Below are 13,828 nucleotides of genomic sequence, written 5' to 3' on the forward strand. Positions count from 1 at the left end.
CCTCAAGTCGATGGGCGCAATCCTCGCGCTACGCGGTTGCGGCGTCCAAAATCGCCGCTGCTTCGATAAGGTCGAAGTCGGGAATGCGCGCGTTGGTCAAAGGGTCTTCGCCCGATATCCATTGCTCGAGCGCATGTGGCGCGGAGAGCGCGCAATTGAGCGCTCTGTTGACTTCATAGAGTCCCCACGCCAGTCCGGCGCGCCGCAGCGCCGCCATCAGGGCGTTCTGAACGAGGCTGCGGACGACGAGATGCGGCGTGGAGATCGGCGCTTCAACGGCTTCGCCTCTCACCGCCGCAAGGCATAACGCCTTGTCGAACGCCGCATGACCGCGGCAAGCAAGCGGACGAATTTTATAGGCGAGGCATAAGTCGCCTTCGATCAGCGGGCAGGCATGCTGGGCGGTCAGCCGCTGTTCTTCGGATAGGCCGCCAACGGCCTGATCGGCGTCGGCGATGCGCTTACCGAGCATTATGCCGCGCTCCTGAAAGGCGGCGGCGTTGACGGAAATGAAGCGCGCGAGCAGAAATATCTCCGGCGCCGTCGCGACGACGCGAAGGCGGCAACAGGCCGCGCATTCTCCCTGACAGGCGAGCGCTGGCGCGCCTGCCGCCTGAAGGGCGACGTTGTGCGTGAAGCTGTCAAAAGCTTGCGCGCAGAGCAGCGCGACAAGCTCCGGGCGCGCCCCGCGCGAGCCTATCGTTTCGCTGAAGGCATGCGACGCGGCCTTGAAGAAGGCAGAAGGGCTGATATCCCCGCTCATCGGCTTTTCCACCCCTGCGCCAGTAGAAGACGATCGGCGCAGCGCTGGCTTCGCTCACGCCGACTTCGGTTGCGAACTCCAACTCATAAGACCGCGATACCTGCGGAGCATCGTGCTGGTGTAGAACGCTGGGTAGATTGGCGGGTCGGAAGAGAAGCCTGAAACCGGAGAGGATCTTCGGCCACCTGGGGCGCTCCGGCGCCATCCGTGATTCCGCCTCGATAGCGGATGTGGGGGGGAAAGGTGGTAGCGGAGGTCCGCTACCGCCGATCCCCCCGACTGAGTCCATGGGTATTTTCGCTTGCGCTCGCATTGACGGCCAAAATGCGGGACAGGGGGCGGACACTTCGGGTATCGCCTGCGACAGAGGTTTGATTCGTTCGATCAATCGACTGCAATATGCTGCGATAAGCCCACATTATCGGACATATAGGAGAGAAGACAAGCGCGGCGGATTGGCGTGGAGTTTAAGCATAAAGCGCCGCCGCGACTTGCCGGCGGAGTCGATCTGAGGGACGATTCCACGCATGTTGCAAATCGATTCGGCCGCAGTTTTGGATGCCCAATCTTCGTCGCGCGCGCCGAAGAAGCGGCGTGCGCTGACCCGCAGCGATGAGGCACAAAACCCCCGAAAACCCATAGAAATCCAGTCGCTGCCGCGCTGGGCGCGGTTCGAAGCCAGCGCCCGCGGTGACCCCGAATCTAAGGCCTTTGTTGCTGGCGCCAATCTTCTCGCCCTCGACCAGATTTTGCGATCTGGCGAAGCTCGCGGCGAACCTTGTTTGGCCGGCGTCTTGCGTCAGCGCCTCGCGCTGAAAGCCGCCGCGACCTGCGCGCGGCTCGCGCGGCTGCGCGAGGACGAAGCGGCGTTGCGCGACGCCGAGCATCTTTCCGGCGTGGGCGTCGAGACCACGCCAGCCGGACGCATTCATCGACTGTTTCGGCTCTTCGCGCCGAGCGCCGTGAAACTCGATGCGCAGACTTTGTCGGCGGCCCTCAAACATATCGGGGCGCAAGGCGCCCTGGAGGCGCACCGGTTCGTCGACGCTTTGCAAGAAATCGTGACAAACGCCAATGAGCCGCTCGCCGTGGCGGCGGGCGTGAGCGCAGCGGCGATCCATGATCTAGCGGAGTTTCCCGCGATCGACGCGGAAATCTTGGCGCTCTGGCTCGCCGACGTCGCTTTGGCGCAAAAACTCGGCTGGCGTTCGCCGATGCCGCTGCTGGCGACAGTGATCGCGTATCCCGCTCTGCGCCTTGGGCAACAGGGCCAGCGACCGCGTCCGGGCGATCGCGGCTGGTCGGACGCGCAGGCGAGCGCCTACGCGCTCGCCGCGCGCGACGCGGTCGATCTCGCTGGCGCCTTGTCGCGCCAAACGCAAAAACTTCTCGACGCCGCGCCAAAGCTGCGCGCCAAGGGAGCAGAGCGGGTCGTCGAGATGTTGCTTGACGACGACTGCATTGCGCCGGCGCGGGCGGCGAAAATGGCAAGGCTCTCCGACCGCGGCGCGCGGCGGCTGTTTGATCGGCTGACCGAACTTGGGGCGGTGCGGGAGCTGACTGGGCGAGCGAACTTCCGACTCTATGGATTGTAGCTCTTGCGGGCGACGCGCGAATGAATGGATGAAGAAAACGCGGTAAGACTCAATGGGAGGCCGAGGTCATGGGTCGTCCGAAAAGGCGCGAAATATACGACGACTTCGATCAGGTTCTGACCGACCTGCCAGAAGCCGCGCGCTGGCGGGAATGGATGGGGCGGGTCGAAGCGGTGATCTTTGCGGCGCGGAACCCGGTGCCGCGCGAGGCGCTCGCCAGACTGGTTGGCTCAACCTGCAATCTCGACGATCTGATCGCCGACATCCGCGAAGACTTGCGCGCGAGATCCTATGAACTCGTCTTTGTCGCCGGCGGCTACCGACTGGTTACCCGGCCGCGTTTCGCGTCGGCGATCCGGGCGGCGAGCGGCGACGACTTACGGCATGCAGGCGCGCCCGAACTGACGCCGACAGAGATTCTGGCGGTGACGGCGATCGCCATCTGCAGCCCGCTACCCGCGGCGACTTGTCCCGTCTTGCTGGGCGGGAGATTAGCCGTGACGTGATCGGCGCTCTTAAGCGTCATGGTCTGATCGATGGCGCGCATCGCGCGCCAGAACCCGGCGCGCCTTTCGCTTATGTGACGACGCGGAAGTTTCTGGAGGTGTTTGGGCTGGCGACTCTGCGCGATGTGCCGGATATCGAACGGCTCGAAGACGAAGGCTTGTTGAGCTGGCCTCAATCGGAAAGCAATCTCGATGATGCGCTTAGTCTGTTGGACAACAATGAAGGCGTCGACCCGATGAAGCGGAGCGGGACGATCTGGCCGAGGAAGACCATCTATTCAAGCCGCTGCGAATTGCAGGCGGGAGTCGCGCCTAAGCGAAGCCTCGGAACGATCGCCCAAAATTTTGTGAAGCGAGTGCACCAACCCACGCAACAAACCAGCTGACATGCCTTCGGTCGCGGTTTTCGTACAGGATTTCCGGGCCCGCACCATTGTTTCCGAGCCAAAGCTTTCGCGTCTTAAGGGGTCGCCGGCGGTGAGTTGCTCCTCCTCGCTCAGGGACTAGGCGTAAAGGAAGCTGCTGATGTGTTCAGGATTAGACGACGGTCAGAACCCAGATTGCTCGCATGCTCTGCAAAACGGCGTTTCCGGCCAAGGAGATCTACGGCATCTGCTTAAAATTGCTTGGCGCCTACGAGCAAGGAGTAAGCCCAACGGCTCAAAAGAATTTGTGTCCGGTTATCTGGAGAGGGAAGGCCATGGATCCCGAATTCATTGATCGAATCTATGAATGTTCGTTCCTGCCGGAGCTCTGGCCCGGCGTTCTCAATGAACTCGCACAGCTAGCAAGCGTTCCAGGGGCGGCCCTGTTCCTAACCGAGAGTGAAGTTGAACGTTGGGTTCTTTCGCCGCCGCCTGAAATGAACGCCAACGCCCAGGCGTTCTTGGACGCTGCGGCAAAATTTGTAAACGAGCGCTGGTTCAACCGTGGAACCATTTTTCCACGTCTTTTTGCAGCTCGCCACTCCGGCTTTTTGGTTGATCTTGACCTCCTCGCGGCCGACGAATTGGAGCGGGAGCCCGTCATCCGCGATCTCATGCGTCCGCTAGGTTGGGGGTCGACAGTGCTCACTGCCGTTCCTCTAACGACGGGGGAAAATGCGATGTTCATTATGGCGAGACCGATAGGGGGATCCCCTTTCGACCGAGCGACAATAAATGAGCTTGACCAGGTGCGCCCCCATCTCGCCCGAAGCACGCTCTTGGCGGCCCGCCTATTGTTGCAACAGGCGCGCGTCGCAAGCGAAACGCTTTCTGCTCTTGGCATTCCTGCTCTGGTTTTGAACGATCAGGGTAAGGTTCTCGCCGCCAATTCCTTGATAGAAGCGCTTGCCGATTATGTTCAATGGCGCGCCTATGACCGGGTATCGCTGATGGATAAAGCCGGCGAAAGATTATTCCGGGACGCCATCGCGAGCATCAATTTAAGTGACCAGACTGTGCGGTCATTTCCGGTTCGTGATGCGCATGGGTCGGCGGCAATGGTCGCGCATGTCATTCCAATCCGTTTGTCGGCGCGGGATATATTTGTCCGCTGTGCGACAGCGCTCATCTTGACGCCGGTGACGCTTCCTGAGGCGCCGCCAGTCGAACTCGTTCAATCGCTTTTCGATCTAACGCCTACCGAGGCGCAGGTTGCACGCTGCCTGGCGTCTGGCGAGACGGTCAATGACTTGGCCTCTCGCCGCGGGCTTTCGCAGAGCACCGTCAAGACCCATGTCCGACGCATCTTGGAAAAGACCGGCTGCAATCGTCAAACGGACGTCGTTGCGCTGCTTACCGCAATATCCGCCACGCGGCCCGCGAATTCGTCCTGACCGGCTGCGCTGCGATGATTTGATATATTTCCTGTCGTCATCATTTCTGATGACGTCTGCAATTCACCTGGGTGACATCTTTTGCGTCTGTTGACGTAGCCAGCTAAGCCGCGGCGATAAAAATAGGCTCGCTGGTATGACGGCCCGCGCTTCGGGGGAAGATTTTGGATCGGTGGGATCCCAAGCAAGCGATGTTGCCGATCCTTACTGCTGCGCAAAGCGGCAGTCCACTCGGCGTAAGCGAGGACGATCTTCGCGCACGTTTTGCCGTCATTATAAGAAACGTGCGCGAAGAACGAGGCTGGAGTCTAGATCGGCGCAATGAAGCCAGGCTAATCGCTTGGGCGCTAGAGATGCTTGCTGAGCGTCGTGCAGACCGGTGAATGTGTCGGCGACAGTAGCTATCAATGAGGTGTTATGAGCAGCTGATTATTCGTGGTTACACGGAAAATCGCCAAATGGATTCGTGCTGTGTCGGACAAGCAAAAGTTGTCGAACGACGAAACAACGACGATTGGGAGTTGCCTGCCATAAGCCGCTGCCGACGCAGATGGTCGGTCTTTGGCAAAGCCAGAGCTAGGCGTTCAAAGGCAGGCAATACTGGGCCCTGAGTCAGGCTAGTGCGCGCACTGATCTCCATTTTGTCGATCACCTTGCTTTTCAAATGGATGGAAATTGATCGCGCGGGCTTCCTGTGCAGCGCGCCGTGCAATCTTCACGGCTGCCAATTGCATCCGCCTGCGTGGTCGGATCGATTTTTGTCCCTTGTCGTCATCATTTCTGATGACGGCAGCCAGTTCATTTTGCGCGAGGATGTTTGCCGACTATCGAGACGCGAGCAGCTCAGATGTCTCAGGTCGGCGAGGCAGCTGAAGGTCATTGACGAGAGGTTGGCGGCATTTTTGGAGCGGTCGGGGGCTTCGATCTTCCCTCGCATAAACCATGGCAGACGCTTGATCGAGCTATGCGCTCAGTTCCGCGTCAAAAGATTCTTTTCTCCCTAATCAATCAAGAACGTGGGAGGTTGCCCGTGCGCATTCTCTTTCTGACTTCTGTTCATAACAGCCTTAGCCAGAGGCTTCTGACTGAATTGACCGATCATGGTCATGAAATTCGGGTAAGGGTTGTCGCGAAGCCCGAGGAAATGACTGAAGCCGCCACCCAAGAAGCGCCAGACCTAATTATTGCGCCCATGTTGAAGATCGCGATTCCTAAGGAAGTTTATTCACGCAATAGGTGTCTAATCGTCCACCCCGGCATCAAAGGTGATCGAGGATCATCGTCGCTTGATTGGGCCATTATCAACAACGAACCTGCATGGGGCGTAACCATCCTGGAAGCCGCCGAGGACTTCGATGCTGGCCCTATTTGGGCGTCTCACGAATTCGCCTTCGATCAGGATCTTCCGACGAAGAGCGGGCTATATCGCGGCCCGGTTACCGAAGCCGCCTTGCGCGGGGTGCTTGAAGCAATCGGACGAATCGAGACGGGCGAGCTTCAGTCTGGCAGTTGGGGGCCGGAACCGCTCGCCGAGGCGATGTCATATGCGCGCGGCCGCCTACGCCCGCCGATGAAGCAATCGGATCGCGCCATTGACTGGACGCGTGAAACGACCGCGTCGATCGTAAGGAAAGTGCGCGCGGCCGACAGCGCTCCGGGCGTGCTAAGCACATTGTTAGGCGTAGACTGCTTCCTCTACGGCGTGCATGAGGAAGATCGCCTTAGAGGCAGCCCGGGTGAAATTATTGCTTGGCGGGACGGCGCTATCTGCATCGGCGCTGTCGACGGATCGGTGTGGATTTCTCATCTGAAGGCCAAGAGCGGCCCCAACGGGAATAGGGAAATCTGCAGCATCGCTGAGACAGGCGCTCGCTGCGGACTATGCGCCGAAGATCTTTGCGCTGTCGCTGGTGTAAAACTACCGGCCACGCATGTATTGGGCTCCTTGCTTTGCGGAGTGCCCGAAAAGCCGCTACCGGTCGATGCGCCGGTTGACCATCGCACCTTCAGAGAAATTGTCTATCGCGAAGAGGACGAGGTCGGTTATCTCTCGTTCGATTTCTATAATGGCGCCATGAGCACGACGCAGTGTCAGCGTCTGCGCGACGCTTTCCTATACGCTCGGTCACGTCCTACGAAAGTCATCGTCCTTCTCGGCGGCCGCGATTTCTGGTCGAATGGCATTCATTTGAACGTAATCGAGGCGAGCGCTGACCCAGCCGAGGAGTCTTGGCAAAACATATATGCCATGGACGATTTGGTCCATGAAGTCATCAACACGATGTCCCATGTCGTGATCGCAGGAATTCGCGGAAATGCTGGAGCGGGCGGCGCAATCCTCGCGTTGGCGGCTGATCGAGTTTTTGCAAGGCCGAGCGTAGTCCTCAACCCTCATTATCGTGGGATGGGAGAACTCTACGGTTCTGAATACTGGACGTATTTGCTTCCGAAGCGCGTCGGGCAGGCGAAAGCGCTTGAACTCACCCAAACCTGCCAGCCCCTGGGCGCACGAATGGCTTTAGAGATTGGTTTTCTCGATGATGTCTTTGGAGAAGATTTGGACGCGTTTGAAGAAGACCTGAGGCTGCGTGCCTTGGAGCTCGCGAGAGAGCCGAAACATCGTTCCAGCCTTCAGCAAAAGTTCGCGCGCCGATCAGAGGACGAATCGGCCAAGCCGCTGTCGAATTATCGCGCCGAGGAACTCGAGAGGATGCGGGTCAACTTCTTTGGATTGGATCCTGCTTATCATGAAGCTCGTCGTCGTTTTGTTTTCAAAGGGAAGCGACCGGAACGCTTGATTTCTAATGCGACCTCGTTTGTTCAGACCAGCCACGTCGGCGATCGTTCGAAATCTGATTTCGACAACTACACGCCATCCGAGCCTGCGCCATCAAGTTGAGTTTGCACCGGCTTGCGGCGATGACAAGCAATGTCGGTCGTCCTAACTCGGCCAAGGCATTGGTATAGAGACAGCGGGCCGTGAACCGAAGCTTGTTCGCAGCGCCTCTTCAATTATCCCGTATCGGGAAGCCTTTCCTTGGGTGCCTCGGATCCTCCGGCCGGTCCGCTTTGCCTATGTTTGAGTCGCTCTCGCGGTCAGCGCCGAGAGCCGCGGGCGCGCGCGTCGCGCGACCCAAAGACTTGATGGCGGATTCCGTTCAAGCTCGTCCCTTTCGAGCCGGGCCACCTCGACGTCGATTTCCGGCGCTCCGTCCCCAAGGTCAGTGACGATTTTCACCCGCCAAACCAGCTTTTGCATAGGCTCGCCTCTCTCAAAGAGGCGATTGTAACCTTCGAAAATTTACATACTCCCCACGACTTTACATGCTCTCGTCGCGCCTCGGCTTCATGTCGAGGCGCGATCCGCAATCGAGGATGAGGAGCACTGGTCGCGCCTCATCGCGGCGCTGGCTTGTTACGCCCCCGATCGATCCGGCGCGCGCCGAGGCCTTCGCGCATTGGGGACAAAGAGCCTTGCTCGCGTCGGGCGACAGAATTTTCTCACCGGTCCTCAGTCACGTAAAGATTCTGCTGGATCCTCTGCGTCCGCCTGAGGCGAAGTGCTTTTTCGGTTTGTGGGAGTGCGCAGCCGCGCGGGGACCGTTAAACTAGCTGGGGCAGCTATGCTGCTCGAAGGAGCGTCGGCGTCGGCTTGAACAGCCAGTCGAAACGCGATTTGAAGCTTGGCGGTTCGTAGGACAACTGCTCACGCAGGTTTCCGTTCATGACCGCTGTCGATTTCGGTTTCAAGATGAGACTCACGATCTTTTGAAAAACAGTGGCTTAGAAAAAATCAGTCTCAATCCGATTTCGGTTTCAATGGGTCTGCGTCACTTTACGTGCACATGGCCGTTTCGAATGGAAGCATTCGAGCTCGCAGCAGCTCAATGCCTGCGCGGCCATACATGGCGCGCTTTAATGTCTTGAGGCGGTTGATCTGCCCTTCGGCTTGGCCGCTGCTCCAATGTTCTACGATGGCGTTCTTGACGGCCTCGATATCTCGGCTCAACGTTCGCGCAAACTGCTGCATTGAACGCACACCGCAATGCTTTGCGTCATGAAGCCAATTATTGAGCTTGTCTGGATCATCGCCGCGCAGAATGCTTCGAAAGCGTATTGCGAGTTGGCGCATCACGACGAAGCTGGGCGAGGCCTGCTTCAAAACGACGACCTTAGCGTATGCTTATCCCGCAGGCTGGGAGAAATCATCACATCGCGTTCGTCGTCGCCGTCCTGCCCAGGCAACAAAGGACGCGCAGATGATCCTGTGGCGCGGCTGAGCTGCGCCTGAATAACATCGCGTAGGTTCTGCAGGATATGGAAGCGATCGGCGACTTGCCGCGCCTGTGGCGCGCCTTCGCGAGCGCCCTGAGCGAACAAACCGCAGCGATCACGACTGATGATCTCGATTTCGGGATGCTGCTTGAGCCAATTTGCGGTTCCGGTCATGGAGCGATCCGGCAATACATCGATCACTTCGCGCCGTTCCAAGTCCACGACGATGGTCCCGTATGTGGAACCCTTTCGCCAAGCCCAATCGTCGATTCCGACCACCCGAACGCCTAGCTCGGCACTCCGCACTTTTGCTCGACGCTTGAGATGGTGCAAGATCGTATCGTCGCTGGTCGGCATGCCGATGCGCTTCATCAACCTTTCGCCTGGACGGCCGCCAACGCTGTGGCCGAAGAGATGAAGCAGTTCGGAAGCGCGCTGCGTCCGGCGCGCGAAAGGGGTAGCGATTTCAGGCAACCGCTCGACAAACGTCTGCCGCTCACACGTCTTATTGCAACAGCGCCAACGCCGCATACGCAACTTCAGCGTCACGCTCGCTCCTTGCGCCGGAAGGTCTTGAAGTTTACGCTCGTGCCAGCCGTGCCGATGGGTTGAATGCTGGCCGCAGTCAGGGCAACTGCCGGGACCCTCGGTCATCGCCATGATGCTCCAATGACCGTCCGCCTGCACGGCGTCTAAAACTCGCACGCCAAGTCCGGAAGCCCAGCCAAATTTCTCTTGCATAAGACAAAGCTATCGCCCGACATCCGTCGAGACAAATCCGTTTCAGAAATCGATGTCGACCCACACAGAGTGAGGGAGACCCATCAAACGTGAGAATATTGAAGGCCGATATTCTCACTTTTGATGGCTATTCCGATTCAGAATCAGATAATCTCAAGCCAAGATGGCTCCCTTCAGTCTAATCGAATGAAAAGAAGTCGAACCTTGACGGACCAACATTATCAACATTGGCCAAAGTCCCCGACTGAATCTCAATTTTGACTTTGCTAAGCCACGTTTCGGCTGAGAAACTCTGCTGCGCCTTCCAGGACGAACCGTCGGCGCTTGTCTCGAGAAATACCGAGGAGCCCGCATGTCGGACGCGCCACCAGGCATGCTCGATTGGATCGAATTGTATATGCGGAGCAGTCCAATTCCCGCCATCGGCCTTCTCCAAGAAGAGCAACTGCCCGGAACGAAGAAGCCGATACGCATTGTTATTGTCGACTGCGATCCCAAAGAACGTTATGGCGTTCGAATCTGATTCGGCGAGATGAATTGTGACCGCTCTATTCGTAAAATCCCAAGCGTCGCGCGAAACGTAGCCGGTATAATTCGGCGCATCAGTCCACGCTGTTACTGGATAAGCAGAGGCTGGGCGCTTCTGCCGGAAGGGCATGCGAATCTCAAGCGCGCCCTCGCCCTGCGAGACACATCCCGCTCCTCCAAGCCCTGTTGCAGAAACGTTTGAAGTGATCCACTTTGATCGATCCTGAAAGAACGCTGAGAAGTCCTCACTCAGGGTTTCTTGTTTCCCCTCCTTGAAAGAGAAATTCCGGAATTTAGCTGCGGTTGAGGACGCGGGAGCATAGCTCCCGGCTCCGATCTCAACGTAGGCTGATGCGATCCAATTCGGGTTCGCGATCTTGCGCTGGACCTGCCATTCGACGTTATCAGCGCTCGTCTCGAAGAAAACTTGACTTCTTACGCTGCGGAGGCGCCACCACCGATGCATTTTTCCGACGTAATCGATGGACGTCGTGGAAACAGAACCATTCTCATTGGATTGGAACAGAAGCGAAGGCGTCTGTACAATGATCCGATACCAGTTATTTGCGTCTTGAGCTATCGCTAGGTAGGTGTTGGAATTGCCGTCCGACGTGGTTTGCGTCACTTCAACGGACGCCTGCATGTTCGTGAAATCCATCGCTTGGTGAGTGGCGTAGCCCGCGAAGTTCAAACCAGACGCGCCAAGAGCGGGAGCAACGGAGAGTACGCCTCCCCCTTGTTTTATTTCAATGCCCTGACCTGTGGGGCCAAGAGAAATCGATTTAACATCCCAGAGCCCAGCATCGACCACATTGGAGTAGAACGACTCGCTGAACGAGTTTTTCCAAGTGGGGCGCATGCCGGAGAGTCTTTTCAGCACATTTCGCGTGATCTGCTGCGCAGTTTCACTCACATACGAGGGACGGGAGCAGGTGGCGTCATAATCATCGAGGCCCCAGCTCCACTGCACGGTGTTCGCATTAAAAACCGTTGAGCCATGGCCAGTGTCGTAAATGGTCGCCTCAGCGCATGGCGGGCACGCGGTAAGATCGCTCCCATAGGGTGATTTGCCGATCACGATCGCTCCAGGCCTACGGGTTCCAACCTCCACTTCGAGCCCAATCAAGCCGCGTAGTCTTTCCCCATCCGATGCGCCGGTGCCCGTGTAAAGCCAAGGAAAACCACTGCTGCCGTCAACGTTCGCGGGGACAAAGGGCACTGAAAGGTAGCTACCACGAGAGTTGAACTCAGCATCAAATCCAGGCTCTCCAGCGACGCCGCCCGTCCCCAACATGTTCACTTCGGGATTGTTCGCGTTCCTCCAAAGATGGGTTTTAAGATCAATGCCATTTCCGGCGTCAAAAGTGTCCGGCAATGCGCTCAGATATGTTACGCGTGTCGCGATATCACCTGCTTGGCCAGTCCCTGCGTTCTTGAACGCGACCATGATTCGATCCGGGCGATCTCCGCTCGGCTCAAATCGAACCTGCCAGAAAGAGGTGTTCGACGAGAAAAACGCTAGGCTCAACCCCGCATCGCGCGCGGCCTCGACATTCTCTCGCATTTTGCGCGACCAATACTCATCGTGGCCGACCGAAAGAAGAACTTTGTGCTTTAGCAGCGACGCCGCAGAACCCATCTGATGGGTGTCGATGCTGGTTATGTAACTAACATCGAACCCCTCACGCTCGATAAAGCGCACCATATTGTATTCCCATCCCCCAACGGTATCGAAGAGATCAGAATTGAGATGCCCGAGAAATTCACCCGAACCGATGGTGCTAGCCACATTAGGGTTGTTCGATTTCCCGCCCGTGCTGCCCATGTTCATCACTGCGTAAGGCCGGTTGAAGGACACCTTCAGGGCTCCGCAACCTCTTGGCTCACCGCCGTGCCCGACCCAGTCGGGACAATATATAGACTTTCCAATTCCCTTGCTTGTGTCGCCTCCGTCGACACCCCGACCGACCGGCGGTCCGGGCCAGCTATTGTATGCCTGCCAATTCGCGACCGCCGACTGGAAAAGAAATTTCGAAGCGGTCGCGTCGTCTCTCACAACGAATATGATGTAACTTTGCTTGCCGCTATTGGCTGTAAGCTTCACCAAATAGAATCCGGTCGTCCAGGTGCGGGTGGTTTCGCCGGAAATCGAAAAAGAGACTTTCCAGTTGCAGTCTATCGTCCCGAATTCCGGGTCGATCGATGGCGTTTCCTGGACGCCGCCAGAAACACTCGTCGGCCCGAGCACGCTTCGCCCGCCAGCTCCTGCGTACCAGCCCATGCGATAAACTTGATAGATGAACGTCGGACTCGAAGTGCTAACGAAGAAATCGATTGCGCTTCCTTTGTTGACGCTAGTTAACGAGGCGTAACCTTCGATCTCTTGCGCTGTCGCCGGATTCGTAAGCTTCCATGAAGTAGTCCCGCCGAGCGCATTCTCTATTTCGATCGCGTTGAATTTCTTGCTCGAAGCGTCAGTGATGTCAGACCCCTGCTTGAGCGGTGATTCTTGGCTGAATGCGATTCTACTTTCGAAGCTGATTGCCAAGTATAAAAGGAGTATTGCGCATATCGCCCGCCGATGTATAGTATCGCGCATGATAATCTCGAAGTTTAGTTGAACTAACGAAGCTTAAGCTGATTCCCTAGGCCTTAGGCCAGGATTGCCACGTCGTTATAGACGTCTTGAAGTGATGTCTGGAATTTTTTGCCGTTCAAAGCGTAATGACTGCGGCTGTGAGATCGCTGAAGTGAAGCCTTTTGTATGAGAGGATGTGATCGTCACATCGGCCCCTTCTCAGCACAGTAGCCTCCCGATCGCGACGACTTCACCAGTGCATGATCGAAGACATGAGGATCCGCACCTGTCGCGGGCGACGCAGCAATCATATATCGATGGAGTGGCGGGGTTCAACTGCCATTTTAAGTTCATCCAAAGATCGACTCGGCGCGGATGGGTCCACGCTTATCAATCGCATCTGGTCGCGCCATTCCTGGGAACACATAAATCAGGTGTTGCTGAGTTGATGCCACAATGGTAAAATTGATTATTGATAGATCTTGGAGAGCGAGATGAAATTACTTATTTGCGATTTATCCCGACCATTCAACATCAATCGTCGTCTACTCTTGCAAGGAACGGCCGCTTCGGTCATTTTTGGTGCCGTTAATGCTAGTGTTGCTTCAACCGGTGCGGATGTCTTGTTCGTTCGCAATGACGGGCTGTTCGCCGTGGGGAATGTCGCAGGCGGCAAACTCAACATGACTTCCGATGGAAGTGGCGCCGCCCCGAATTGGACGCATGTGGTCCCAATACAAGACAAGGTGCTGTTCGTTCGCAATGACGGGCTGTTCGCCGTGGGGAATGTCGCAGGCGGCAAACTCAACATGACTTCCGATGGAAGTGGCGCCGCCCCGAATTGGACGCATGTGGTCCCAATACAAGACAAGGTGCTGTTCGTTCGCAATGACGGGCTGTTCGCCGTGGGGAATGTCGCAGGCGGCAAACTCAACATGACTTCCAGTGGAAGTGGCGCCGCCTCCAATTGGACGCATGTGGTCCAAGTACAAGACAAGGTGCTGTTCGTTCGCAATGACGGGC

6 protein-coding genes and 2 pseudogenes are annotated in these 13,828 nt (G+C 57.2%); 5 read left to right on the forward strand and 3 right to left on the reverse strand.

The features are described 5' to 3' along the window. Positions 1 to 28: 28 nt before the first annotated feature. Complete coding sequence (locus tag IYY11_RS07180) at positions 29 to 763, reverse strand: YkgJ family cysteine cluster protein (RefSeq protein WP_196403226.1); 735 nt, start codon at positions 761 to 763, stop codon at positions 29 to 31. A gap of 527 nt (positions 764 to 1,290) precedes the next feature. Between IYY11_RS07180 and IYY11_RS07185 the strand changes: the two genes are divergently transcribed. The 4 genes and pseudogenes from IYY11_RS07185 to IYY11_RS07200 all read left to right on the forward strand — a co-directional run bounded on the left by IYY11_RS07185 (position 1,291) and on the right by IYY11_RS07200 (position 7,582). After that, a complete protein-coding gene (locus tag IYY11_RS07185) occupies positions 1,291 to 2,358 on the forward strand; it encodes a DUF1403 family protein (RefSeq protein ID WP_196403227.1) in 1,068 nt (355 codons plus the stop codon). Positions 2,359 to 2,513: 155 nt separating this feature from the next. Continuing rightward, a pseudogene (locus tag IYY11_RS07190) lies at positions 2,514 to 3,250 on the forward strand (SMC-Scp complex subunit ScpB). A gap of 182 nt (positions 3,251 to 3,432) precedes the next feature. Then, positions 3,433 to 4,683, forward strand: coding sequence for a helix-turn-helix transcriptional regulator (locus IYY11_RS07195; RefSeq protein ID WP_196403228.1), 1,251 nt, complete (start codon positions 3,433 to 3,435; stop codon positions 4,681 to 4,683). A gap of 1,030 nt (positions 4,684 to 5,713) precedes the next feature. Continuing rightward, positions 5,714 to 7,582: an enoyl-CoA hydratase-related protein gene (locus IYY11_RS07200; protein WP_196403229.1), complete on the forward strand. Its 1,869-nt coding sequence runs from the start codon at positions 5,714 to 5,716 to the stop codon at positions 7,580 to 7,582. A gap of 936 nt (positions 7,583 to 8,518) precedes the next feature. On the opposite strand, the pseudogene IYY11_RS07205 reads toward IYY11_RS07200, so the two are convergent. After that, positions 8,519 to 9,618 (reverse strand): annotated as a pseudogene (locus IYY11_RS07205) (ISL3 family transposase). Positions 9,619 to 9,877: 259 nt separating this feature from the next. Further along, a complete protein-coding gene (locus IYY11_RS07210) occupies positions 9,878 to 12,826 on the reverse strand; it encodes a N,N-dimethylformamidase beta subunit family domain-containing protein (RefSeq protein WP_196403230.1) in 2,949 nt (982 codons plus the stop codon). A 473-nt stretch (positions 12,827 to 13,299) separates the two neighbouring features. Between IYY11_RS07210 and IYY11_RS07215 the strand changes: the two genes are divergently transcribed. Continuing rightward, a partial coding sequence (locus tag IYY11_RS07215) for a hypothetical protein (RefSeq protein ID WP_196403231.1) occupies positions 13,300 to 13,828 on the forward strand: 529 nt, incomplete at its 3' end.

The sequence above is a fragment of the Methylocystis sp. H62 genome, assembly GCF_015709515.1.
In the GTDB taxonomy this organism is placed as follows: domain Bacteria; phylum Pseudomonadota; class Alphaproteobacteria; order Rhizobiales; family Beijerinckiaceae; genus Methylocystis.